Source organism: Nonomuraea sp. KM90 (assembly GCF_052246675.1).
Taxonomy (GTDB): domain Bacteria; phylum Actinomycetota; class Actinomycetes; order Streptosporangiales; family Streptosporangiaceae; genus Nonomuraea.
Map to the genome: position 1 here is coordinate 1 of NZ_JBQQCB010000071.1, position 23,803 is coordinate 23,803.

The following is a 23,803-nucleotide window of genomic DNA, read 5'->3' on the forward strand; positions in this document are numbered from 1 at the left end:
GAATAGGCCTCCCCGCCCGGCGGCGACTGCCGGCCCTGGAAGTCGTCGAACACCTCCTGCAGCCGCCTGCGCAGCTCCTCCCGGCCCTGCGCGGTGAGCCTGAGGCCGAGCCGGGTGAAGTCGCCCTCCTCGACGTCGGCGAGCCTGACCTCCTCCAGGAAGGCGTCGAGGATCGCGGTGTTGGCGCCGGTCACGCCGCTCTCGCGGACGTCCATCTCCCACGACTTGCCGGTGGCGCGGTAGGGGATCTCGGTGGAGCCGCGCGGGCCGGGACGGCTCGGCTCGGCCGCCAGGAAGCCGGTGTCGACCAGCTTGCGCACGTGGTGGAGCGTGGTGGCGGGATTGGCGCCGAGCCGGCTCGCGATCTCCTTGTTGGTCAGCGCCTGGTCGAGGCAGAGCCGCAGGATGCGCAGGCGGATGGCGGAGGCCAGCGCGCGGGCCTCGGCCTCGGTGGCCGGGCGGCGTTTGGTGCCCATGGATGGCCACCCTATAACCGGTTGATTTTTATCAATCGGTCATGGATTCTCTTTTGGTGAGCTTGTTAAAAGATCACGACTTCCGTGGGCTGTTCCTGGCCGACAGCGCCAGCCAGGCGGGCACCCAGATCCTGGTGCTGGCCCTGCCTCTGGTCGCGGTCTCGGCGCTGCACGCCTCGGAGTTCGAGGTGGGCGCGCTGGCCGCGTGCCAGACGCTGGCGTTCGTGGTGATCGGGCTGCCTGCCGGGGCGATCGTCGACCGGTTGGGCAAGCGCGCGGTGATGGTGGTCAGCGACTGGGCGCGGGCCCTGGCGCTGGCCTCCGTGCCGGTGGCCTGGTGGCTGGACGGGCTGACCATCCACCAGCTCTACGCCGTCGCGCTCGTGCTCGGGGTGTTCACCGTGTTCTTCGACGCCGCGTACCAGAGCTACCTGCCGCACCTCGTCGGACGCGAGCGGCTCGTCGAGGGCAACTCCGCGCTGGAGGGCGTGCGTACGGTGGCGCAGCTCGGCGGGCCCGGCGCCGGCGGCTACCTGATCCAGTTCCTCACCGCGCCGTTCGCGCTCGTCGTCACCGTGGCCGGCTTCGCCTGGTCGGCCCTGTGCCTGGCCACCATCCGCAAACCGGAGGCCCGGCAGGAGCGCCGCCGTGGCCACCTGGGGAGGGAGATCGGGGAGGGCGTCAGGTTCGTGCTCGGGCATCGGCTGCTGCGCCGCGTCGCGGGGTGCGCGGCCACCGCGAACCTGTTCGCCAGCATGGCCCAGCCGCCGATCCTGTTGCTGCTGGCCAGGGACCTCGCCCTGGCCCCGGGCACCATCGGGCTGCTCATGGCCGCGGGCGGGCTCGGGGGCGTCACCGGAGCGCTGGCCAACCGCCGGATCGCCGCCCGCTTCGGGCAGGGGCCGACGATCTGGCTGGCCATCGGGCTGCCCGCGCCGCTGATGTTCCTGGTGCCGTGGGTGGAGGCCGACTGGCGGCTGGGGTTGTTCGTGGTGTTCGAGTTCTTCTTCGGCGCGGGCGCGGTCGTCTTCAACGTCACGCAGCTCAGCTTCCGGCAGGCCATCACACCCGAGCCGCTGCTCGGCCGGATGAACGCCACCATCCGCTTCCTCGTCTGGGGCACGATGCCGCTCGGCGGCCTGCTGGGCGGGGCGCTGAGCGAGGCGATCGGGGTCAGGAACACGCTGCTGGTCGCCGCGTCCGGCGCCTGCCTGGCGTTCCTGTGGGTGGTCACCTCGCCCATGCGCTCCATGCGGGAGCTGCCCGTCAGTAGTCACACACGCCCGTAGGGAAGATCTGCTTCAGGCGGGCGCGCTGGTCCGCCGTCGGCTGCCAGGAGCCGTACAGGCCCCGCGCGACGGCCCGCTCGACCGGCTGGAGCCGGCACTTGTAGACGCCGCCCTCGATGGGGCCGCCCGCCACGATGCGGGAGGTCGAGTAGAGCGGGAAGCGCTGGGTGCAGGCGCCGGGGGAGCGGCGGTCGAGGACGCCATCCCAGACGTGCGGGCCGGCCGCGATCTGGGTGCCGTCCGTGGCGAAGCAGCGGTCCACGGCGTCGGGCGGCCTGTTGCCCGTCACGCCGCGCGCCGGATATTTCCTGATATCGGCCATCCACTCGTCGATCACCCGCAGCGCCTCGGGCGTCTGGTCGAACTTCGGCCCGTCCGGGCGGGCGTCGGTGAACCAGATGACCTGGTTGCCGGCCCGGCCGTCGTGGTCCAGCATCCGCTTCCTGGAGGCGAACGACTGGTGCGAGTTGTGCATGTCGAGCTGGTCCTCCAGGTACGGGCGCCAGTCGATGATCGGCAGGTCGATGTCGCCGCGGAACACCAGGCCGCTGCGCTGCACGTTCCTGATCGCGACGGGGTCTCCCGTACGCCTCGGGGCCGGGTCGCCCAGGTTGGCGTTGCGGGCGCTCCACGGGTCGAGGTCGGCCGGGCAGGCGGAGGGCACGAACGGGCAGCCCTCCTGCACCATGTCGGCCGCCTCCTTCCACGAGCCCGCCTTGGCGTTGACGTCGAGGAACTCCTCCGGCGTGATCACTCCGTCGGTGAGCGCCCTCAGCCCGTACTGGACGCCCACGTTGTCCCAGGTGGAACGGGCATAGCCGCGCTCGTCCACGCCGTAGACCTTCCTGAGGTCGTCCCAGTGGGTCCACTGGACGGTGTCCTTGACGCCCGGCGGGTCCATGCGCTGCCACTCGGGGTCGTTGTCGGAGGTCCAGAGCGGGTTCATGGTCAGCGGGGTCAGGCCGCGCCAGCCGTTGACGCACTCGTCGGAGCCGGGCCTGCCGTTGTACGGGTTGGGCACGGTGTCGCTGGCGTTCATGCCGATCAGGGCCGTACGGTCGTCCCACCTCGCCCAGCGGGGGTTGTGGTCCATGTAGCGTTCGAGCAGCTCGCAGTCGCCCACGTGGATGGTCTGGGTGACCATGTCCGGATAGGAATACTGCGGGACGGCGGCGTCGATCACCCTGTTTCCGTGGTTCTGGCCGTAGATGTACTGCTGGATGGCGCCGCCCGAGCCGCCCACGCCCACCGTGTAGAGCGGGAGGCCGTGCCGCTCGACGAAGCGCTCCTTGACCATCAGGGCCGTCTCGCCGCCCAGGATCAGGTTGTAGTGGGTGGAGGTGCGGGTGCCCGAGGAGTGCAGGATCGCGTAGCCCTTGCCCAGGCCGTACGGGTCGAGGGCGGCGCCGCCCAGCGTGCCCTGGTCGTGGCCGATCGCGACGCCGCCGTCGAACCGGTAGATCGCCCGGCCGTTCCAGCCGTCCTCCAGCATGGCGATCGAGTAGAGGAAACGGTTGATGACGCCGCGCTCGCGGCGTACCACGAAGTCGACCGTACGGCCGTCCAGCAGCGTGGTCGTGGCCAGGTCGGCGGGGCGCTGCGCGGGCATGGGCTTGTACGTGCCGTCGGTGGACCGGTAGAGGCGGTCGGTGACCGTGGGGGCGAAGCAGTCCTTGCTCCAGCCGCCGCTGACGCGCATGCCCTGGCCGTCCTGGTTGTCCACGGCCGGCGGCCCGAGGCCGCTGCGCTCGGTCTTGCACAGGAACGGGTACTGGTGGGCGCCCGAGAAGATCGGCCCCTGGATCGAGTGGTTGCGCACCCTCAGGTTCTCCCGGTGCGGCCACGCCACCGCGGTGATCGTGTTGTCCCCGTCGGCCAGGCCGGTCACCAGGCCCGTGAGGCCGTCGGCGGTCTTCGTGAGGGACTGGGTGACGTCCTCGCCGTTGCGCAGGACCTTGAGGCGCGCGCCGCGGGTCTGACGGACCCTGATCAGGGCGTCGCCGCCGCTGACCTGGTCGGCGCGGCTGGAGAGCACCTCCAGCGCCAGGGCGGCGCGGGAGGCGTACGCGGGGGCGGGGGCGGCGACGAGGGACGCCAGCACGGTGAGGACCACCACAGCCTTCATGACCATGACGGTGACACGCGCTCCACCCCTTGCACAGGCCCGATCTCGGGGTTGTGAGCCGCGTGCCGTCGCATGGGTGCGCGGCGTGCTGCTTGATTACGCTGTGAGCTGCCCGGCCGTTATCCGCGCGCATCCCGGGCCCGGACATGCCAGTCTTGAACACGTGCTGTCCGACCGCCCAACCAAGCTCGTGCCGCCCGTGCTGGCCAAGATAACCGCATGGTGCGTGTGCCTGATCGTCGTCGGCGTGGTCGTCTACTTCATCGTCCAGGTGATCGCCCGCCTCGCGTTCGTGGCGCTGCCCGTGGCGATCGCGCTGCTGCTGACCGCGCTGCTGTTCCCGCTGACGAGAAGCCTGCGCAACGCGGGCATGCGGCCCATCTACGCCACCTGGATCACCATGCTGGTGGCCCTCACCGTGCTCGTCGGCACGGGGTGGCTGGTGGGGGCGCGGGCCGGCGAGGAGTTCCCCAACCTGGTCAAACAGGTGCAGGAGACGGCCAGGACCGTTCAGGAGTGGCTGATCACCGGCCCGCTGCACCTCCAGCAGGCGCAGATCACCGGCTACGTCGACGAGATCGCCGCCATGGTCAACGCGCAGCGCTCGGCCATCACCGGCACCGTGCTGTCCGCGGGCGCGGTGGCCGTCGAGGTGCTCGCCTCCATCGTGCTGCTGCTGTTCGTGACGTTCTTCCTGCTCAAGGACGGCGACCGGATCTGGTCGTGGTTCCTGAAGGCGTTCGGCGGGGTGGCGCCGCGGGTCGACCGGGCGGGGCGGGCCGCGTGGGCCACGCTCTCCCACTACGTCCAGGGCACCGTGGCGGTGGCCGCCGTGCACGGGCTGATCATGGGCATCGTGCTGGCCGGGATGGGGGTGCCGCTGTGGGCGCCGCTGGCCGTGCTGATCTTCTTCGCCAGCTTCATCCCCATCGTCGGCATCTTCTTCGCCGGGACCATCGCGACCCTGGTCACGCTCGGCGCCAAGGGGCTCGTCTACGCGCTGATCTTCCTGGGGATCCTCATCGTGGAGCAGCAGCTCGAGAACCACGTGCTGCAGCCGCTGATCGTGGGCCGGGCGCTGAACTTCCATCCGCTGGCGATCATCCTGGTGCTGTCCATCGGGGGCATCCTGGCGGGCATCGCGGGGGCCGCCGTGGCGGTTCCGGTGGCGGCGGTGATCTACCGGGCGCTGCCGGAGCTGAGGCACAAACCACGCGAGCTACCACCGGGCCACGACGACGAACCCCCAGGCGGCGCCCCTCCGTCCGGCCCGGGTCCCGGGAGCGGTCTGCTCGGCGACGACGGCGGCGGCGACCGGGGGTGGCCGGAGCGTCCCGGCGGCTCGGGTGATCGGCCCGCCGGTCCGGGTGAGCGACCTGCGGGGTCGGGTGATCGGCCTGCGGGGTCGGGAGCGCCTCCGGCCCGGTCGGGCGATCGCCCCATGGGGTCGGGCGAGCGGGCTGCCGGGGTGCGTGACGACGACGCCGCGCGTGACGGCAGCGTTGGCGCGCAGGCCCGCGCTGCAGGGTCGTAAGCCCGCGAGTCCGAGAGCAGACCTGCGCGGCCGGAAACGCCGATCCGCGCGGCGGGGTGCGTGGCGGTGGTGTCGGGGTGCGGCACGGCGACTGGGGACGAGCGTTGGGGGGACACGGAGTAACCTCGTCACCCGTGACTCGTTCCTCCCTCACCACCCCGCCACCGGGTGCCAGCGCGCCCGAGGCGCATCCCGACGCGCCGGCGCCGGGCACCACCCTCGGCTCCCACTACAGCCAGTGCTTCGGCTGCGGCACCGGGCACCCGACCGGGCTGCACCTCACGGCCAGGACCCCCGACGGCGCCACCGTCGAGGCCGAGTTCACGGTGGGGGAGGCGCACCAGGGAGCGCCCAGGCTGGCGCACGGCGGTGTGCTGGCCGCCGCCATGGACGAGGTCATCGGAATGTCCGTCTACCTGTTCCACAAGCCCTATGTGACGGGACGGCTGGAGACCGACTACCTCCTCCCCGTTCCCGTGGGCACGACACTCCACCTGCGCGCCTGGTGCAACGGCATCTCGGGCAGGAAGGCGTACCTTGAGGCTGAGGGGCGCATCGGCGCCCCCGACGGACCGGTCGCCGTCCGCGCGGCAGCGCTGTTCATCGAGGTGAACATGGAACACTTCGCCAAGCACGGCGACCTGGCCGCCATCGCCGCCGAACACCAGGACTACGAGGTGAACCCTTGAGCAACGTGGAGATTCTCATCCAGCGGCTCGACCCCGAGCTGCCGATGCCGTCGTACGCCCATGCCGGAGACGCGGGCGCCGACCTCCACGCGGCCGAGGACGTGGAGCTGATGCCCGGCGAAAGGGCCGTGGTCGGCACCGGGGTGGCGATCGCTCTGCCCGATGGTTATGCCGCATTCGTGCACCCGCGTTCGGGGCTGGCGGCCAGGAACGGTGTCACACTGGTCAACGCCCCCGGCACGGTGGACGCCGGCTACCGGGGCGAGATCAGGGTGACGCTGATCAACACCGACGCCAAGGAACCGTTCCGGCTCAAGCGGGGCGACCGCGTGGCGCAGCTCGTCGTCCAGCGGGTCGAGCGCGCGGTCTTCTCCGAGGTCGAGCGCCTGCCGGGGTCCGTGCGCGGCGCCAACGGGTTCGGATCGACCGGTCGCTGACCGGTGCGCAGCAAGGGGCCCCGGCCGGGGCCCGACCAACAAGGGGCCCCGCGAGTGGCCCGATGAGCAGGGAGAGTGAGGAACGTGTTCCGACGTCGTCGTCGTGAGCAGCCGGAGCAAGTGGGCGAGCAGGAGGCTGCGGCCCCCACGCGAGAGTCCGGCCCGTGGGACGCCGACGAGCCCCACCCGGAGACCGACCGGATCGACCTGGGCGGTCTGCGGCTGCCGCACAACCCCGACTTCGACGTGCGCCTGGCCTCGGTCGGGGATCAGCACGTCGGCGTGGTCGTCCTGTACGAGGACAGCTCGCTGCAGCTCCAGGCCCTGGCCGCGCCGCGCAGCTCGGGCCTGTGGGACGAGGTGAAGACGAAGATCCTGGCCCAGGCCAAGCACCTGGAGGAGCGCGAGGGACCGTTCGGCAGCGAGCTGACCGGCGAGATGAAGGCCGACGGCAACACCAGACCGGTCCGCTACATCGGCATCGACGGCCCGCGCTGGTTCCTGCTCGCGGTGGTCTCCGGCAAGGCGGCCGTCGACGACACGGTGGCGGCGGCGTACGTCGACTTCATCAAGGACGTCGTGGTCGTCCGCGGTGACGAGCCGATGGCGCGGGAGGAGGCGATCCCGCTGCGCCGGCCCAACGATCAGGCGAGCGAGGGCGAGGAGCGGCCGGGCCTCAACCCGTTCAAACGAGGTCCTGAAATCAGCGAGATTCGCTAAGGGCTGACATTCACATAGGCTGAACCATCATGAGTACGGCAGAGCCCCCCAAACGCGGGGGATTGCGCGGGTTCTTCAGTCGGCTGGCATCCACCCAGTCCGAGATCGAGGCCCAGGAACTGCGAGAAGACGCCGACGAGATCGGAGCGACCCCGATCGTCTCGTGTGGCGGCCGCCGGCGCTTCTGCGTGGCGGGTACGCTACGTACGGTGACACTGCGTCCGCGGGGCGGTGCCCCCGCTCTCGAGGCCGAGCTCTATGACGGGTCAGACGTGATCGATCTGGTCTGGCTCGGCCGCCGTAAGATCGCGGGCATCGAGCCCGGCCGGATCGTCAAGGCCGAGGGCCTGGTCAGCATGCAGGACGGGCGCAAGGTGATGTTCAATCCGCGTTACGAGCTGCGCCCAGGGAGTTGATCAGGTGAGTGCTGAGGCGGAAGAAGTCGCCCACGACACCGTTGAGGCGGCGGTGCGAGCACAGCTCGCCAAGGCGTTCGGCGGCGTGCGGGGCATCATCGAGGCGGCGGTGCCGACGATCGCGTTCACGGTGTCGTGGATCACCACCGAGGACCTGAAGACGTCGCTCATCGTCAGCATCTCGCTGGCGGTGCTGCTGCTGGCGGTGCGGATCATCCAGCGGTCCTCGCCACAGTTCGTGATCAACAGCCTGATCGGCATCGCGATCGGCGCGTTCTTCGCCAGCCGTACGGGCGACGCGAAAGACTACTTCCTGCCCGGGATCCTGTACAACGCCGGCTACATGGTGGCGATGCTGATCTCGATCGTCACCAGATGGCCGGTCGTGGGCTTCCTGATCGGTTCGGTCACCGGTGATCCGACCGCCTGGCACAAGGATCCCGGCATCGTGAAGCTGTGCACGCGGCTGACCTGGCTCCTCATGCTGCCCTGCGCGGTGCGGGTGGCGGTGCAGGGTCCCGTCTACCTGTTCGGTGGCGGGGACCAGGCGGTGGCGGCACTCGGCTTCGCGAAGATCGTCATGGGCTGGCCGCTCCAGGTGGCCGGGCTGGCGGCGATGCTCTGGGTGCTCGGCCGCGGCCGCACCCCGATCAAGCCGCCCGTCGCTCCGGCCTGAGCAGCGGTCGGGGCCCGGCCTGTCCGGGCGCCGGTCGTCAGCGGTCCTTGTGGTCGGGGTCGTACGCCGTGGGCTCGGCGGGCAGGGTGTAGCGCGCGCCGATGAGGTCGGCCACGCGTCGCCGGCTCTCCTGCGGCGGGCCGTCCCGTTCCGCGCGCTCCAGCGCCGCGACCTCGTCCGCCAGCTCCGCGTCGCCCAGGCAGTCGCGGATCCACGCCGAGTAGTCGCACCGGCGCAGGTGGTGCATCCACGTGTCGTCGTCCACGCCCTCACTCAGCTCGACGAACGTGTGCAGGTTCCTGGCCCGTAGCCGCAGCCGCTCCTCGGGGCCGGTGAAGTAGAAGCTCTTGTCCTTGGCCATGGTGCCGGCCGCGTACTTGCGCCGGTGCCGGGTCCGCTCGATCCGGGCCGGGGCCAGCGTGAGCCGCCGGGCCTCCGCGGTTCCGTCGTGCCACAGCGCGAGGTCGCCGTCCGGGGAGGGGTGCAGCGAGGGCGCCTCCAGGCCGCGCGCGCCGGCGAACGCGGCCAGCGTGCTCTCCGGCTCCTTGCCCACCGCGACCGTGCTGGTGACCAGCCGCAGCGCGGACGGGCTCATCGCGTCGGGGTGCACGGTGATCATCAGGACCGCGCCCAGGTCGCCGGGGTCCTCGATGGGTACGTGACGCACCTCGGCGGGCATCAGGTGATGGGCCTCGTCGAGCACGAGCCAGTGCGGGTGCCCCAGCTTGGCCCGCAGCCCGGACAGCCGGGGCAGCAACTCGGCGAAGTACGTGGGCCGGTCGCGCAGCTGCAGGCCGATCAGGTTGATCGCGACGCTGTGGCCCGGCTGCTCCAGCACGTGGACGACCTCGTCCACACCGGGCACCCGGTCCGGGTCGCCCAGCACGGTGACGCCCGGATATTCCGCGTAGTCGCCTTCCGGGTCCACGATCACGCACTGGTAGCCGTCGCCGGCCAGCCGTTCGAGCAGCGCCGTGGTGACCGTGGACTTGCCGCTGCCCGAGGGTCCCGCCACCAGCAGGCCGATCCCGTACGTGGGCAGGCGTACCTCGTCGCCCTCCACGTGCCCGAGCAGGACGTCGTGGCGGGGGATCGCCAGGCCGTCCAGGTCGCCCGCCAGCAGCTTCCCGGCCAGCTCGGCCACCCCGCGCCCGGCCTCGCCGTCCAGGCACAGGTCGCAGGCGTCCCTGAGCGCGGGCAGGGCGTTGGCCACGGCGGCACCGCACTCGGCGGCGGCCAGGAACGCGTGGTCGTTCTCCCCGTCGCCGACCGCGACCACGCTGTGCCGCGACAGGCCCAGCCGGTCGAGGGCGGCGGTCAGGCCGGTGGCCTTGTTCACGCCCGGGGGCAGCACCATGACGGCGCCCTTGTTGTAGATCACCTGCAGCTCCAGGCCCAGGTCGTGGATCGCCTCCAGGACGTCGTGGTCGTGGGGCTCGCGCGTGGCGACCAGCACCTGCCCGATCCCGAGCGGGCTCACTCCCACCTCCCGCAGCCGCTCGGCCAGCTCGGGCGGCGGAGGCTCGGCCAGGGCGTCGCAGGTGTGCTGGCGGGGGTCGTACAGCAGACCGCCGTTCTCGGCCACGACCAGGTCGAACAGGGCCGGGTGCGGGAAGACGGACAGCAGGTCGTCGAGCTCGCGCCCGGTCACCAGCAGCAGCTTGATGCCGGCGCGCGACAGCCGCTCCAGCACCTCGATCGTCTCGTCGGCCACCTGGCCGGCCCTGGCCAGGGTCTCGTCGTAGTCGCAGGCCAGCACGTTGTAGCGCATGATCCCCACCTACCCGGCGGGGGCCGGGCATCCGGCCGGGCAGGTGAATCCGAGGTGAACTTTGACCTGGTCGCGCGACGTCCGGCGCATCCCTCCGGGGAGCGGGTGCGGCCGGGGGTGGCCGGGCCCTGAGACGTCGGAGCCCTAGGCTCCTGGGATGAGCATCTTGTACGTTCCGGGATCGAAGTCGGTCACCGCCCGCGCCCTGTTCCTCGCCGCCGCCGCGCGCGGCACCACGGTGTTGCGGCGGCCGTTGGTCTCCGATGACACGGAGGGCTTCGCGGAGGGGCTGCTCGCGCTGGGGTACCGGGTGGAGCGCGGGCCGGACGCGTGGACGATCGAGGGCCGCCCCGAGGGGCCGCCGTCCGGCGAGGCCGAGGTGTTCTGCCGCGACGGGGCCACGACCGCCCGCTTCCTGCCCGCGCTGGTGGCGGCCGGGCACGGGGTCTTCCGTTTCGACGCCTCCGCCCAGATGCGCCGCCGCCCGCTCGGCCCCCTCACGCGGGCGCTGCGCGAGCTGGGCGTGGACCTGACGCACGAAGGGGAGGAGGGACACCACCCGCTGACCGTGCGGGCGAACGGCATCAAGGGCGGCCGGGTCACGCTGGACGCTGGCCTGTCCTCGCAGTTCCTCACCGCGCTCCTGCTCGTCGGCCCCCTCACCCACGAGGGCCTGGAGATCACGGTGACGGATCTGGTGTCGGCGCCGTACGTGGAGATCACGCTCGCCATGATGCGGAGCTTCGGGGTGGAGGTGGGGCGGGCGGGTGACACCTTCCTGGTGCCGCCGCAGCCGTACACCGCCGCCGACTACACCATCGAGCCCGACGCCTCCACGGCGAGCTACCCGCTCGCCGCCGCCGCGCTCACCGGGAACAGCGTCACCGTCCCGGGCCTGGGCTCGGGCTCCCTGCAAGGGGACGTACGGTTCGCGGAGGTTCTCGGCCGGCTGGGTGCATCCGTCGAGATGTCCACCGATGCCGTGACCGTGACCGGGACGGGGCGCTTGAACGGTCTCACGGTCAACATGCGCGACATTTCCGACACCGTCCCCACGCTCGCCGCCATCGCCCCGTTCGCCGACGGCCCCGTACGGATCGAGGACGTCTACAACACCAGGGTCAAGGAGTGCGACCGGCTGGAGGCGTGCGCCGAGAATCTGCGCCGCCTCGGCGTCCCGGTGAGCACGGGCCGGGACTGGATCGAGATCCACCCGGCGACGCCGCGCCCCGCCGAGATCACTTGCCACGGTGACCACCGGATCGCGATGGCGTTCAGCGTCACGGGGCTGCGCACGCCGGGGATCACGCTGGACGAGCCGGGGTGTGTGAAGAAGACGTTCCCCGGCTTCCACGAGGCGCTGGCGGGGCTGCGGGCCGGGTGGGGGCTGGAGTAAAGACCTCCGGGTCCAACCCTTAACCACTTGATCCACTTGTGCGGGTACGAAGGCTGGCGAACGATCATCTCGCACTTCATCGGGGGACCACCATGTACAAAAGCGCCATCGCCGCCGTCACCATGACAGCTGCCGCCCTGCTCCTCGCCGCCATGCCCGCGCTCGCTTCCGGCGATCCCGACTCCAAGACGCCGGAGCACGGAACATGCGAGAAGCAGATGGCCACGCTGGTCAAGCTCCGCCAGCCGATGCTGGTCGTGTTCACGAACGGGGCATGTGCGGACATGGAGCTCGAGATGGAGGAGTTCGGCACGGACGAGTTCGACATCAAGGAGTTCGGCATGGAGGACGAGACCCACGAGGACATGGACTGAGTCCGTACGTCGGAACCGGGAGGCCCCTCGGACGGGTGTCGCGAGGGGTTTCCTGCTGTTCGGAGAGTCGCCGGGCACGTCCGCCGGCCCAGTCGGAGGTGGCTGCGGCTCACGCGTGCGGACGGCGGATCGGGCACGGGTGGCGGACCTGCCGGTTCGGGCAGCAGATCACGCCGATCGTGATGAACCGCCCGCCCTCCAGCCATTCGCCCCACTGCACGTCCACGCCACGGGTCAGCAGATCGAGGGCGATCCGCAGCCGCTCCTCGATCGGAACCGCTTCCGGCAGGAGCAGCGCCTCGCCGACCTTGGCGTACTCGCCCGCCATCCACTCCGTGGCCTGCCGGGCGTCGTCGAAGGTCGCGGCGACGCGCGAGGCGGGTTTGGCCAGCCAGTCGCCGGTCCGCATGGGCGGCAGCGGGGAGGCACGGAAGCCGGGTGAGGCGGGACGGCGCTCGTCCTCGTTGCCCCGCTCGGCTCCGGTGCCGGTCCACCGGTAGGCGTGCCAATGCATGCTCATGCGCTCCCGCAGGCTCATGCCCTTCACGAGGGCTTTGTCCTGATGAGTTCCTCCCCAAAACCCGGCCGGGAAAGAAGTCACGCCAGGCAACAGCCGGAACGGCAGCACGCTGCTCGGGCACATCGGCAAGCCATAAGGGCGGTTCAGCGGACGGCGGCTTCGGTGAGCTGCTTGATGTACGCGTTGCGCTGCAGGATGAGCCCGGTCATGTAGCGGCGCAGGATCAGGATCTCCGCGATGGTGCCCAGCGGCCCGGCGGGGGCGGCGAAGTCGACGATGTCCTTCATGAGGGTCGCTTCGGTGCCGGTCTCGTTGTCGGGCGTCGATGCGAAGGTGTGCGTGTGGATCCAGCGCCGGAACGGGCCGCTCACTTGTTCGTCGACGAAGTACGAGGGCGGGGTGCAGGCGCTGATGGTGGAGGTGAGGTGCCAGGTGAGGCCGAAGTGGCATGCTCTCCAGGTGACACGATCGCCCAGGGAGAGTTGCCCGGAGGTGACCCCTGCGACGGCCTGCTCGCGTGAGCCTCGCATGGAGGAGGTGTGCGACTCGACGGACAAGGACGCGTCGAAGACGAGTGCCGGGGTGCGAGGACGAGCGTGGTCACCTCCCTCGACCGCGGGCTCGGGGCGGGAGCCCCGAGCCCGGACAGCGCGTACGAGCCGACGACGCAGGACCGCCTCGGGACGGGCATATGGGGCGCACCCGGCAGCCGGCCCACGGGTGGGCGGATCCCGAGGGGGTCAGTGCTGGGAGAGGAGGTGGGCGAGCTCCTGCTCGACCTCCTGGCTGGCCACGAACAGCAGCTCGTCCCCGGCCTCCAGCGGATCGTCCGCCGTCGGCACCAGCACGCGCCCCTCCCGCAGGATCGCCACCAGGGCGGAGTCCACCGGCCAGGGCACCGAGCCGGCCCGCTGCCCCACCACCGGTGCGTCCTCCGCCAGGGTCAGCTCCACCAGGTTCGCCTGCCCCTGCCGGAACGTCATCAGCCGTACGAGGTCCCCGACGCTGACCGCCTCCTCCACCAGGGCGCTCAGCAGGCGCGGGGTCGAGACGGCCACGTCGACGCCCCACGACTCGTTGAACAGCCACTCGTTGTTGGGGTGGTTGATGCGGGCCACCACGCGCGGCACGCCGTACTCGGTCTTGGCCAGCAGGGAGACGACGAGGTTGACCTTGTCGTCGCCGGAGGAGGCGACCACGACGTGGCAGTTGTTGAGGCCGGCCTCGTCCAGGGACGCGATCTCGCACGCGTCGGCGAGCAGCCACTCGGCGCGCGGCACGCTGTCTATCTTGATGGCCCGGGGGTCGACGTCGATGAGCAGGACCTCGTGGCCGTTCTCCAGGAGCTCGGCCGCTATGGAACGGCCGACGGCGCCGGCTCCGGCGATGGCGACGCGCATCACTCGTCCTCTTCCGGTGCCGCGGCCAGCACCTTGTTGATCCGGTTCATGTCGGTCTCCGCGGCGATGACGTGCAGCACGTCGCCCTCCTGCACCACGGAGTCCTCCGTGATGGTCAGGGCCTCTCCCATGCGGTTGAGGAAGGCGGCGCGTGCCCTGGCGCGGGATTCGAGGTCGATGACGCGGGTGCCGATCCAGGAGGGGTTGACGGTGACCTCGGCCAGGACGACGGTGCCCGTGGGGTCGCGCCAGAGCGGCTCGGCGCCCTCCGGGAGGATGCGGCGCATGATCTGGTCGGCCGTCCACCGTACGGTCGCCACCGTCGGGATGCCCAGCCGCTGGTAGACCTCGGCCCGGCGGGGGTCGTAGATGCGGGCCACCACGTTGTCGACGCCGAACGTCTCGCGCGCCACGCGGGCGGAGATGATGTTGGAGTTGTCGCCGCTGGAGACCGCGACGAAGGCGGTGGCCGACTCGACGCCGGCCTCGGTGAGCACGTCGCGATCGAAGCCCACGCCGGTCACCCGCCGCCCGCGGAACCCGGCCCGGAGGCGGCGGAACGCCTGCGGGTCGCGGTCGATGATCGCGACGGAATGCCCGCTGTCTTCGAGGATGTGGGCCAGGGTCGATCCGACCCGGCCACACCCCATGATCACTATATGCATTTCCCCCCGCATCGTCGCGGTCGGCCGGTTGTTCGACACCAGTATGGCCCGATGGGGGAGCGCCTCGTTTAGGGCCTCGTCGTGGGACTAGCATCTCGTTACGTGGCGAAGGTAACGGATCTTGTCAAACGTTTGCTCGTGGGGCGCGCCCTGCGTAGCGGGCAGCTCCACGAGCAACTACTCCCCAAACGGATCGCACTCCCCGTGTTCGCGAGCGACGCGTTGTCCTCCGTCGCGTACGCCCCCCAGGAGATTCTGGTCATCCTGTCGCTGGCCGGCGTCTCCTTCTACTCTTTCAGCCCCTGGGTCGCGATCGCCGTCGTGGTCGTGATGCTCACGGTCGTGGCGTCGTACCGGCAGAACGTCCACGCCTACCCCAGCGGCGGCGGCGACTACGAGGTCGCCACCACCAACCTCGGCAAGAACGCCGGGCTGACCGTGGCCAGCGCCCTCATGGTCGACTACGTGCTGACCGTCGCGGTGTCCGTCGCCAACGGCGTCGACTACGTCGGCGCCACGATCCCGTTCGTGGGGCAGCACAAGCCCGCCGTCGCCATCGTCATCGTCATCCTGCTCACCGTGGTCAACCTGCGCGGCATCCGCGAGTCCGGCGCCGCCTTCGCCGTTCCCACGTACGCGTTCATGATCGCCGTTCTGAGCCTGATCGCCTGGGGCGGGTTCCGGCTGCTGGTGCTGGGGGAGGCGATCGAGGCGCCGAGCGCCCACTTCAGCATCGAGCCCGAGCAGACCAACCTCACCGCCTTCGCCGCGGCCTTCCTGGTCCTGCGCGCGTTCTCCTCCGGCTGCGCCGCCCTGACCGGTGTCGAGGCCATCAGCAACGGCGTGCCCGCGTTCCGGAAGCCCAAGAGCAAGAACGCGGCCACCACGCTGCTGATGATGGGCCTGGTCGCGATCACCATGTTCGGCGGCATCATCGCCCTCGGCCTGGCCTCCGGGGTGAAGGTGGCCGAGCCGTCGGTGGTCGCCGAGGACCTGCTCAGGCCGGACGGCACGCCCGTCGGCCCCGGCTACTACCAGCAGCCGATCATCTCCCAGGTGGCGGACGCGGTGTTCGGGGGCGGGTCGCTGCCGTTCGTGATCATCTCCGCGGTGACGGCGCTGATCCTGTTCCTGGCGGCCAACACGGCCTTCAACGGCTTCCCGGTGCTCGGCTCGATCCTGGCGCAGGACCGCTACCTGCCGCGCCAGCTGCACACCCGCGGCGACCGCCTGGCCTTCTCCAACGGCATCGTCATCCTGGCGCTGGGCGCGTGCCTGCTGCTGTGGGGGTTCCAGGCGGACGTCAGCCGCCTGCTGAACCTGTACATCGTCGGCGTCTTCGTCTCCTTCACCCTCAGCCAGACCGGCATGGTCATCCACTGGACCCGCCACCTGAAGACCGAGACCGACCCCAAGATCCGCCACCAGATGCACCGCTCGCGCGTGATCAACTTCTTCGGCGGCGTCATGACGGGGCTGGTGCTGATCGTCGTGCTGCTGACGAAGTTCCTGGTGGGCGCGTGGATCGTGGTGATCGCGATGCCGATCCTGTTCCTCATGATGAAGGGCATCCGACGCCACTACGACAACGTGGCGGCCGAGCTGGAGATCACCGAGGACTACGAGCCGGCCATGCTGCCCGCCCGCAACCACTCGATCGTGCTGGTCTCGAAGATCCACAAGCCGACCATGCGCGCCCTCGCGTACGCCCGCGCCACCCGCCCCTCCACGCTGGAGGCCGTCACCGTCGGCGTCGAGGGCGAGGAGGCGCGCAAGCTGCAGGAGGAGTGGGAGCGGCGGGGCATCCCGGTGCCGCTGAAGATGCTCGACTCGCCCTACCGCGAGATCACGCAGCCCATCCTCGACTACGTCAAGACGCTGCGCAGGCGCTCGCCGCGCGACGTGGTGACCGTGTTCATCCCCGAGTACGTGGTCGGCCACTGGTGGGAGCACCTGCTGCACAACCAGAGCGCGCTGCGGCTGAAGGCGCGGCTGCTGTTCAAGTCGGGTGTCATGGTGACCAGCGTGCCGTGGCAGCTGCACTCCTCCGACCGCCTGCAGGGCAGGCCGGAGCCGTTCGCGCCCGGGTCGGTGCGGCGTCCGTGGCACAAGACGGTCAAGGACGAGGAGAGCCGGATCAGGGCCCGCTGATCAGGGCCCGCAGCCGCCCCGTGTCGCGCGTGTCCCAGCCCGGCGGCGCGGCGACGGCGGCCCAGCCGTCCACGATGTTGGCGCCGTACCGGTGGCCGTGCCCGGGCGGCACGTCCAGCGCGGCCGTCATGTCCACCAGCACCTGCCAGAACGTCACCAGCGGGAACCAGTTCATCTGCGGGTTCACGCCGGGCCCCCGCGCGCCCTCCAGCCACGCCGGCCTGCGGTAGATCAGCCGGGGCGACCACCACACGACCGGGTCGGAGGCGTTCTGCAGGTAGACCACGCGCGGGCGCGGCCACGGGGCGCGCGGTGGCCGGCCCAGGTCGGCCGGCAGCTGGGCGAACCTGGCCGTCCGGCCCGAGCGGTAGACGGGCCGCCACACGGGGCTGCCGCGCTCGCGCGCGCTGGTGAGGTGGTACCAGATGTGGTTGGCGTTGGGCGGGCCCACGAACACCGCCCCGTCCGCCCTGGACACCAGGTCGGACAGGTTGCGGAAGGCCCCCTCCAGCGCGTACGAGCCCAGGCTCTCGCCCGACAGCAGCAGCCGCGGCCGCTCCCCGGCGGGCAGCCGGGCCCACCGCTCGCGCACGGCCTCGAACAGCGCCCGCCCCGAGGCCGCCGCCTTCTCCCTGTCGACCAGGAAGGACACCCAGCTCGGCAGGTACGAGTACTGCAGCGCGACCATGGCGGAGCGGCCGTTGTACATGTACTCCAGGGCGTCGGCGATGTGCGGGTCCACCCAGCCGGTGCCCGTGGTGCCGAGCACGGCCAGCACGGGCCGGCCGAACGCGCCGGTGCGCTCCAGCTCGCGCACCGCCAGCGCCGCCTGGGCCCGCGGCGAGGAGGTGCTGTCAAGTCCGATGTAAACCCGGATCGGCTCGGCGGCGGGCTCCCCGGAGAAGGCGGCCAGCCGGGCCGGGGTGGCGGCGGTGCCGGTGAAGCGGCGGCCCTCCCGGCCCAGCGACTCCCAGCTCACGAGCGAGCCGGGCCCGCCCGACACGAACGCCGACACGGGCTTGCGCACGCCCGGATGGGTGCCCTCGTTGGCGACCGACGAGATGTCGCTCATCCTGGCCACGAACCCGTTGAACAGCACGTCGTTGGCCACCACCGCGACCAGCAGGCCGATGACGAACACGCCGAAGGCGTGGCCCACGTACGCGGGGACGTACCGGTCCAGCCAGGCGTTCAGCCGGCGGCCCCCGAGGCGTACGAGCCGGGCGGCCAGCAGCGCCGCCGCGAAGAGCCCGCAGGTCAGCGCCAGGATCACCGGCGGGAACCAGGTGATGCGCGTGTCGACCCCCATCAGCGCCCGCAGGTCGCGCTGCCAGTCGAGGCTGTACCAGAGCGCCACCACCGCGAGCGCGGCGCAGCCGCCGAGCATGACCTGCCAGGCGATCCGCCGCCCCCGCTCCGGCAGCCGGTACGAGATCATCGACCGCCCCAGCGCCCCCAGCGAGGCGCCCACCGCGTAGCCCAGGATGCCCGTGACCGCCCCCATCACCCCCTGATACAGCCACGTGCGGGGCAGCAGCGACGGCGTCAGCGACGCGCACGCGAACAGCGTGCCCAGCAGCGTCCCGCCGAAGCCGAGCCGCCGCCGCACCACCCGCGACCTGTCCACGATCACCTAGAGTAATGGAAGAAGTCGGATAAGTAGTCATCCCGGCTGGGCATAGGGTGTCCTTGTGGAACAGGTATCTCTCGAGCTGACGGTAGGTCCGGTCGCCCATGGCGGCTGGTGTGTGGCGCGCCATGAAGGGCGCGTGGTGTTCGTACGGCATGCCTTGCCGGGCGAGCGGGTCATCGCCGACGTGACCGAGGAGACCACCCGCTTCCTGCGGGCCGACGCCGTGGAGATCCTGGAGGCCTCGCCCGACCGCGTCGTGCCGCCCTGCCAGTACGCCGGGCCGGGGCGCTGCGGCGGCTGCGACTGGCAGCACGCCACCCCGGAGGCGCAGCGGCGGCTCAAGGCCCAGGTCGTGGCCGAGCAGCTGCACCGGCTCGCCGGCATCGAGCGCGAGGTCGTGGTGGAGGAGGTGCCGGGGGCCAAGGACGGGCTCGGCTGGCGGACCCGGGTGCAGTTCGCCGCCACGTCCGCTGGCGAGCTGGGCTTCCGCAGGCACCGCTCGCACGACATCGAGATCGTGGACGCCTGCCTGATCGCCCACCCGGAGGTGGAGGCCGTCGCGGTGGAGAGCCACCTGTGGCCGGGGGCCTCCGGCGTCGAGGTCATCGCCTCGTCCGGCGGCGACCGGGCCGTGGTGGTCGCGCCCCGGCCCCGGCGCAGCGTCACCGTGCCCGACCTGGAGGCGCCCGCCTCGATCCTGCTCGACCAGGGCAAGGGCCGCACCGTGCCGCGGCGCGGATCCGGCGTGCTGCACGAGCAGGTGGGCGACCGGGAGTTCCGGGTGGCGGGCAGCGGCTTCTGGCAGGTGCACCCGGGGGCGGCGGAGACGCTGGTGGACGCGGTGCTGGCGTACGCGGCCCCGGAGCCGGGGGAGTGGGCCCTCGACCTCTACTGCGGCGTCGGCCTGTTCGCGGCCGGGCTGGCCGAGGCCGTGGGCCCCGAGGGGGCGGTGTTCGGGCTGGAGTCGGAGGCGGCGGCCGTCCGCGACGCGCGGGCCAACCTGCGTGACCTGCCGCAGGCCAGGGTGGAGCGGGGGCGCGTGGAGGAGGCGCTCGACCGCTTCCAGATCGAGCGGGCCGACATCGTGGTGGTGGACCCGCCGCGGGCCGGGCTGGGGCGCGAGGTCGTGGACCGGATCGCCGCGCTGGACGCGCTGCGCATCGTGTACGTCTCCTGCGACCCCGCCACGCTCGCCCGCGACCTGGCCTGGCTGCGCGAGCGCGGCTACACGCTGTCCGACCTGCGGGCCTTCGACGCCTTCCCGATGACCCACCACGTGGAGTGCGTGGCGCTGCTGGTCAAGGCGTAGCCCATGCCTCTGGCAGGTGCCTCCGGGATCTTAGACACGATCATGAAAGCGCCCCGCCGCCCGAACCGGGCCGCGGGGCGCTGCGCGCTCCTCATCGTCGGGCGGCTCCGGCCCCGCGCACGATCCCAGGTTCGGCCGGGCGTAGATCGACCCTCATCCCTCGCACAGTGACCTCGGCGATCACGAACTCATCCTTGATCGCGGTGATCTCGCGGCCGGGCGGCCCGAGCACCCGGCCGAGTGACCGCCATGCCGGAGGTATCTACGCCATGGCTCGGACGATCTGGGACGAGCTGACCGAGGAACGCGCACGCCGGCACCGGCCGGCGAAGTCGAAAGACCCCTGACCGATCAAGCGACCACCGCCCGGCGGCCAGGCCGGGCGGGGCCCTGCACATACGGACCTGGATGAGAGGCCCGCGCACCATGAACGGATTAGAGCCACCCGACCGCCCGGCGCCGGGCCGCCGCGTGGGCGGACGACGGGATCGGACCGGCGCCCGTGCCTGCGTCTTCCGTACGGTGTCCGTACGTCGGGTGCTCCTCTTCCAGTCACACGCAGGTCAGCAGCTCATTGGCCGCTCCATATCCGTACGGGAAATCCCCGCCGCGCAGAACGAGAAGTGGCTACCGGACTACGAGGCGCTCGAAGCACGCTCGGAGCGCAAGCGGTCGTGGTGCGAGAAGGCCGTCACCGACGCCCGCCGAGCGGTCTTCGGTACGGACACGCGTACGAGAGAGGCAGCAGCATGACCGGGATCACCATTCTCAGGGCCGTCACCTTCGCGGCGGTCTTCGTGGCCCTCCTCGTCGCGCACAGCGTGGGCGACCACTGGGCCCAGACCAACCACCAGGCCCGTCACAAGGCGGCGCCCGGCCGGGCCGGCCGACTGGCCTGCCTGCGCCACGTCGCCAGCCTGACCCTGACCAAGCTCGGCGCCCTGGGCGCGCTGCTGCTCGTCACCGGCCTGAGGCCGTCCCCGCTGTACGTCGCGGCCGGGCTGCTGGTGGACGCGGCCTCGCACTACTGGGCGGACCGCAGGTCCACGCTCGCGTGGCTGGCGGAGAGGGTCGGCAAGGGCGAGTTCTTCCGGATGGGGCTGCCCCGGCCGGGCCATGACGACGCCCCGCACCTCGGCACCGGCCGGTACGCCCTGGACCAGTCCTGGCACCACGCCTGGCTGTTCGTCGCCGCCCTCGTCATCGCGGCAGGTGCGAACGGATGAACCGGGCCAGGCGGCCCGCCCAGCCTGTTCGTTTCCGGCGTGCTGCAGGGGTTTCGGTCACCCGTGACGACCTGCGCAGACGCCCCAGCGGCCACTCTGGTTTACTCCCGCTTTAAGGAAATGTGCCGATTTTGATGACAAATCGGTATCGGTCCCGACAGAATGCGGTGCCATCCAGCGTCTACCGCAACTGGAGGAAAACCCCTATGCGTAGACCCCTTGGGGTACTCGCCGCAGCCGTAAGCCTGGCAGCGATCGCCACGCCCGTAAGCGTGGCCGAGGCCGCCGCGGCGTCGGAAGCGGCGGCTGAGGCGGCCAGGTGCCGCGTCAGCGTGGCCAAGCCGCGCGTCAGCGACACGCTCAAGATCCAGTCCTCGGCAGCCCGCCGCGGCTGCTCCGGCTCGGCGCTGCTTCGCATCCGCATCAAGCGCGCCGTCCCGGGCGCCGACCCGGTCGTCAAGAGCGGCGCCACCAGGAACGGCCGCATCACCCTCGCGCTCCCCTGCGAGCCGGGCACCTACTACGCGGTGGCCACCGACTACCGCGGCCGCACCGCCAGGTCCAGGGCCGCCAGGCTCACCTGCACCCCGGGCAGCGGCACCCCGACCCCCACCCCCACTCCCACCCCCACGTCGCCGTCCCCCACCTCCACCCCCACCACGCCGCCCCCCGCGAACGGCACCGTGGGCTCGGCCGAGGAGAACGAGGTCGTCAGGCTGACCAACGCCGAGCGCGCCAAGGGCGGCTGTCAGCCGCTCAAGCACGACGCTCAGCTGAACGCCGCGGCGCGCGGCCACTCCGCCGACATGGCGGCCAAGAACTACTTCAGCCACGACTCCCAGGACGGCCGTAGCTTCATGGACCGCATCAGGGCGGCCGGCTTCACCGGCGGCTCCGGCTGGGCCGAGAACATCGCGGCCGGGCAGACGAGCCCCGCCTCGGTGGTGCAGGCGTGGATGAACAGCTCCGGGCACCGGGCCAACATCATGAACTGCAAGTACACGCTCATCGGGGTGGGCGCGGCGAAGAACTCCTCCGGCAAGATCTACTGGACGCAGGACTTCGCCGCGAAGTGACGCACCGGAGCTAGAGGGACGCGCGCAGGCGGCCGAGCTCGTCGGCGATGCCGGCCAGGCTCGAGTGGGCGTTCAGCCCGCTGGGATTGGGCAGCACCCAGACCCTGGCCCCGCCGACGAGCTCCTCCCTCGGGCCGATGACCGCCTTGGGCCGGGCGAAGGCCGTGCGGTAGGCGGAGACGCCCAGCACGGCCAGCACCCGGGGGCCGATCCCGGCCACCCTGGCGGCCAGCGCCGTCCCGCCCGCCACCAGCTCCTCCCGGGTCAGCTCCGAGGCCTTGGCGCTGGCCCGCGGCACGATGTTGGTGATGCCCAGCCCATACGAGGGCAGCAGGTGCTGCTCGGCGGGCGCCAGCAGGCGGGGCGTGAAGCCGGACAGGTGCAACGCCGGCCAGAACCGGTTGCCCGGCTGGGCGAAGTGGTGTCCGGTGGCCTCGGACAGGAGACCGGGGTTGATGCCGCAGAACAGCACGTCGAGCGAGGGACCGAGGACGTCTTCGAGCACGTGCCGGAGATTAGCCCATGTCCTCGAGTTTGCGGCCCTTGGTCTCCCTGACCCACTTGGTCACGAAGAGGAACGACAGGAGGGCGAAGAGGGCGTACATGGCGTACGTGAGCGGCAGGTTCCAATCCGCCAGGGCCGGGAACGACACCGTGATCGCCCAGTTGGCGATCCACTGGGCCGCCGCGGCGACGCCCAGGGCGGCGGCGCGGATGCGGTTGGGGAACATCTCCCCGAGCAGCACCCAGACCACCACGCCCCACGACAGCGCGAAGAACAGCACGAACAGGTTGGCCCCGATGAGCGCGATCGCGCCCTGCGGGTCCGGCAGGGAGACCGCCTCGCCCTCGCCCCTGGCGAAGCTGAACGCCCACGCCGCGGTGGCCAGCGCGATGGCCATCCCGGCCGAGCCGATCAGGAGCAGCGGCCGGCGCCCGATCTTGTCCACCAGGGAGATCGCGATGAACGTGCCGACGATGTTGATGATCGAGCTGGAGAAGCTGATCAGCAGGGAGTCGCTCTGGTTGATGCCGACCGACTGCCACAACACGGACGAGTAGTAGAAGATCACGTTGATGCCGACGAACTGCTGGAAGACCGACAGCACGATGCCGATCCACACGATCGGCAGCAGGCCCAGCGCGCTGCCGCGCAGGTCCCGCAGCCCCGGCACGCGCTCGGTGCGCAGCACGCGCTGGATCTCCGAGATGCGGCTGTCGAGGTCCACGTCGTCGCCCTCGACCTCGGCCAGCACCTCGCGCGCCCGGCTGGTGCGGCCCGACATGATCAGATAGCGCGGCGACTCGGGGATGTTCAGCGCGAACAGCAGGTAGAAGACGGCCGGCACGACGCAGGCGCCCAGCATCCACTGCCACGCCTGCAGCAGCCACAGGTGGTTGTTGACGTTGTCGCCGGCCAGCCGCACGATCACGTAGTTGACGAGCTGCGAGACCGCGATCCCGAGCACGATGGCCAGCTGCTGGAACGACCCCAGCCGCCCCCGGTAGGCGGGCGGGGCCACCTCGGCGATGTACGCGGGGCCGAGCACCGACGCCATGCCGATGGCGAAGCCCGCGATCACCCGCCAGAGCGCCAGGTCCCAGATCGCGAACGGCAACATCTGCCCGATCGAGCTGACCGCGAACAGCAGCGCCGCGACCTGCATCGACCGCGTACGCCCCAACCGGTCGGCCAGGCCACCCCCCACCCAGGCGCCCAGGGCCGAGCCCAGCAGCGCGATGGCCACCACGAAGCCGATCTCGACCGGACCCACCTGGAAGTGCTTTTGGATCCCGACCACCGCGCCGTTGATGACGGAGCTGTCGTACCCGAACAGGAACCCGCCGATGGCCGCGGCGGCCGTGATGAACACGACGTGGCCCAAATGCTCATGATGGGTGTATTGAGTAGCCATGCCG

23 protein-coding genes are annotated in these 23,803 nt (G+C 71.2%); 13 read left to right on the forward strand and 10 right to left on the reverse strand.

What is annotated here, in order from left to right; translation table 11 throughout:
• A partial coding sequence (locus tag ACTWPW_RS41985; protein ID WP_443171961.1) for an ArsR/SmtB family transcription factor occupies nucleotides 1-476 on the reverse strand: 476 nt, incomplete at its 3' end.
• A 41-nt stretch (nucleotides 477-517) separates the two neighbouring features.
• On the opposite strand from ACTWPW_RS41985, the gene ACTWPW_RS41990 reads away from it, so the two are divergent.
• A complete protein-coding gene (locus ACTWPW_RS41990; RefSeq protein WP_443171962.1) occupies nucleotides 518-1,765 on the forward strand; it encodes an MFS transporter in 1,248 nt (415 codons plus the stop codon).
• On the opposite strand, the gene ACTWPW_RS41995 is transcribed toward ACTWPW_RS41990, so the two are convergent.
• Nucleotides 1,743-3,890, reverse strand: a complete 2,148-nt coding sequence (locus tag ACTWPW_RS41995) for a DUF6351 family protein (RefSeq protein WP_443171963.1) — start codon at nucleotides 3,888-3,890, stop codon at nucleotides 1,743-1,745. The two genes, ACTWPW_RS41990 and ACTWPW_RS41995, sit on opposite strands and share 23 nt — an antisense overlap.
• Before the next feature lie 163 nt (nucleotides 3,891-4,053).
• On the opposite strand from ACTWPW_RS41995, the gene ACTWPW_RS42000 reads away from it, so the two are divergent.
• From ACTWPW_RS42000 to ACTWPW_RS42025, 6 genes are all read left to right on the forward strand, one after another.
• On the forward strand, nucleotides 4,054-5,424 hold the full coding sequence (locus tag ACTWPW_RS42000; protein WP_443171964.1) for an AI-2E family transporter: 1,371 nt from the start codon (nucleotides 4,054-4,056) through the stop codon (nucleotides 5,422-5,424).
• A gap of 134 nt (nucleotides 5,425-5,558) precedes the next feature.
• Nucleotides 5,559-6,113, forward strand: a complete 555-nt coding sequence (locus ACTWPW_RS42005; RefSeq protein WP_375115644.1) for a PaaI family thioesterase — start codon at nucleotides 5,559-5,561, stop codon at nucleotides 6,111-6,113.
• Nucleotides 6,110-6,550 carry a dUTP diphosphatase gene (gene dut / locus ACTWPW_RS42010; protein WP_364114820.1) on the forward strand — a complete coding sequence of 147 codons (441 nt, stop codon included), beginning with the start codon at nucleotides 6,110-6,112 and terminating at the stop codon, nucleotides 6,548-6,550. The genes ACTWPW_RS42005 and dut overlap by 4 nt, the downstream gene beginning before the upstream one ends.
• 84 nt (nucleotides 6,551-6,634) lie before the next feature.
• Nucleotides 6,635-7,270, forward strand: coding sequence for a DUF3710 domain-containing protein (locus ACTWPW_RS42015; protein ID WP_375115643.1), 636 nt, complete (start codon nucleotides 6,635-6,637; stop codon nucleotides 7,268-7,270).
• Nucleotides 7,271-7,479: 209 nt separating this feature from the next.
• The gene (locus ACTWPW_RS42020; protein ID WP_240197183.1) at nucleotides 7,480-7,686 is read left to right on the forward strand and encodes an OB-fold nucleic acid binding domain-containing protein; all 207 of its coding nucleotides are present in this window, start codon (nucleotides 7,480-7,482) and stop codon (nucleotides 7,684-7,686) included.
• A 4-nt stretch (nucleotides 7,687-7,690) separates the two neighbouring features.
• Complete coding sequence (locus tag ACTWPW_RS42025; protein WP_375115642.1) at nucleotides 7,691-8,362, forward strand: DUF3159 domain-containing protein; 672 nt, start codon at nucleotides 7,691-7,693, stop codon at nucleotides 8,360-8,362.
• Nucleotides 8,363-8,399: 37 nt separating this feature from the next.
• Here ACTWPW_RS42025 and ACTWPW_RS42030 read toward each other — a convergent pair whose 3' ends face one another.
• Nucleotides 8,400-10,133, reverse strand: a complete 1,734-nt coding sequence (locus tag ACTWPW_RS42030) for an HAD hydrolase family protein (RefSeq protein ID WP_375115641.1) — start codon at nucleotides 10,131-10,133, stop codon at nucleotides 8,400-8,402.
• Nucleotides 10,134-10,290: 157 nt separating this feature from the next.
• Between ACTWPW_RS42030 and aroA the strand changes: the two genes are divergently transcribed.
• Both aroA and ACTWPW_RS42040 read left to right on the forward strand, forming a co-directional pair.
• Nucleotides 10,291-11,529, forward strand: coding sequence for a 3-phosphoshikimate 1-carboxyvinyltransferase (aroA, locus tag ACTWPW_RS42035; RefSeq protein WP_443171965.1), 1,239 nt, complete (start codon nucleotides 10,291-10,293; stop codon nucleotides 11,527-11,529).
• 92 nt (nucleotides 11,530-11,621) lie between these two features.
• Complete coding sequence (locus tag ACTWPW_RS42040) at nucleotides 11,622-11,903, forward strand: hypothetical protein (RefSeq protein ID WP_375115639.1); 282 nt, start codon at nucleotides 11,622-11,624, stop codon at nucleotides 11,901-11,903.
• 109 nt (nucleotides 11,904-12,012) lie between these two features.
• Here the strand turns inward: ACTWPW_RS42040 and ACTWPW_RS42045 are convergent, their stop codons facing one another.
• The 4 genes from ACTWPW_RS42045 to ACTWPW_RS42060 form a co-directional block, all read right to left on the reverse strand.
• Nucleotides 12,013-12,450, reverse strand: a complete 438-nt coding sequence (locus tag ACTWPW_RS42045) for a hypothetical protein (protein ID WP_443171966.1) — start codon at nucleotides 12,448-12,450, stop codon at nucleotides 12,013-12,015.
• 116 nt (nucleotides 12,451-12,566) lie between these two features.
• Nucleotides 12,567-12,953, reverse strand: a complete 387-nt coding sequence (locus ACTWPW_RS42050) for an SRPBCC family protein (RefSeq protein WP_443171967.1) — start codon at nucleotides 12,951-12,953, stop codon at nucleotides 12,567-12,569.
• Between the two features lie 210 nt (nucleotides 12,954-13,163).
• Nucleotides 13,164-13,823 (reverse strand): potassium channel family protein, encoded by a 660-nt coding sequence (locus ACTWPW_RS42055; RefSeq protein ID WP_364114840.1) that lies wholly within the window; start codon nucleotides 13,821-13,823, stop codon nucleotides 13,164-13,166.
• Complete coding sequence (locus tag ACTWPW_RS42060) at nucleotides 13,823-14,488, reverse strand: potassium channel family protein (RefSeq protein ID WP_375115636.1); 666 nt, start codon at nucleotides 14,486-14,488, stop codon at nucleotides 13,823-13,825. Before ACTWPW_RS42060 ends, ACTWPW_RS42055 begins: the two co-directional genes overlap by 1 nt.
• Nucleotides 14,489-14,590: 102 nt before the next feature.
• Between ACTWPW_RS42060 and ACTWPW_RS42065 the strand changes: the two genes are divergently transcribed.
• Nucleotides 14,591-16,639 (forward strand): APC family permease, encoded by a 2,049-nt coding sequence (locus ACTWPW_RS42065; RefSeq protein WP_443171968.1) that lies wholly within the window; start codon nucleotides 14,591-14,593, stop codon nucleotides 16,637-16,639.
• Here the strand turns inward: ACTWPW_RS42065 and ACTWPW_RS42070 are convergent.
• Nucleotides 16,626-18,266, reverse strand: coding sequence for an alpha/beta hydrolase (locus tag ACTWPW_RS42070; RefSeq protein WP_443171969.1), 1,641 nt, complete (start codon nucleotides 18,264-18,266; stop codon nucleotides 16,626-16,628). The genes ACTWPW_RS42065 and ACTWPW_RS42070 overlap by 14 nt on opposite strands.
• Nucleotides 18,267-18,351: 85 nt before the next feature.
• Here ACTWPW_RS42070 and ACTWPW_RS42075 point away from each other — a divergent pair, with 85 nt between their 5' ends.
• From ACTWPW_RS42075 to ACTWPW_RS42085, 3 genes are all read left to right on the forward strand, one after another.
• The gene (locus tag ACTWPW_RS42075; RefSeq protein WP_375115672.1) at nucleotides 18,352-19,581 is read left to right on the forward strand and encodes a class I SAM-dependent RNA methyltransferase; all 1,230 of its coding nucleotides are present in this window, start codon (nucleotides 18,352-18,354) and stop codon (nucleotides 19,579-19,581) included.
• 749 nt (nucleotides 19,582-20,330) lie between these two features.
• Nucleotides 20,331-20,807 carry a DUF3307 domain-containing protein gene (locus ACTWPW_RS42080; protein WP_443171970.1) on the forward strand — a complete coding sequence of 159 codons (477 nt, stop codon included), beginning with the start codon at nucleotides 20,331-20,333 and terminating at the stop codon, nucleotides 20,805-20,807.
• A gap of 206 nt (nucleotides 20,808-21,013) precedes the next feature.
• Complete coding sequence (locus tag ACTWPW_RS42085; protein ID WP_443171971.1) at nucleotides 21,014-21,883, forward strand: CAP domain-containing protein; 870 nt, start codon at nucleotides 21,014-21,016, stop codon at nucleotides 21,881-21,883.
• Between the two features lie 10 nt (nucleotides 21,884-21,893).
• Here the strand turns inward: ACTWPW_RS42085 and mug are convergent, their stop codons facing one another.
• Together mug and ACTWPW_RS42095 are read right to left on the reverse strand one after the other, a co-directional pair.
• Nucleotides 21,894-22,388 carry a G/U mismatch-specific DNA glycosylase gene (gene mug / locus ACTWPW_RS42090; protein WP_443171972.1) on the reverse strand — a complete coding sequence of 165 codons (495 nt, stop codon included), beginning with the start codon at nucleotides 22,386-22,388 and terminating at the stop codon, nucleotides 21,894-21,896.
• A 10-nt stretch (nucleotides 22,389-22,398) separates the two neighbouring features.
• Entirely contained in the window at nucleotides 22,399-23,799 is a 1,401-nt protein-coding gene (locus ACTWPW_RS42095; protein WP_443171973.1) for a sugar porter family MFS transporter, read from the reverse strand.
• Nucleotides 23,800-23,803: the final 4 nt, after the last annotated feature.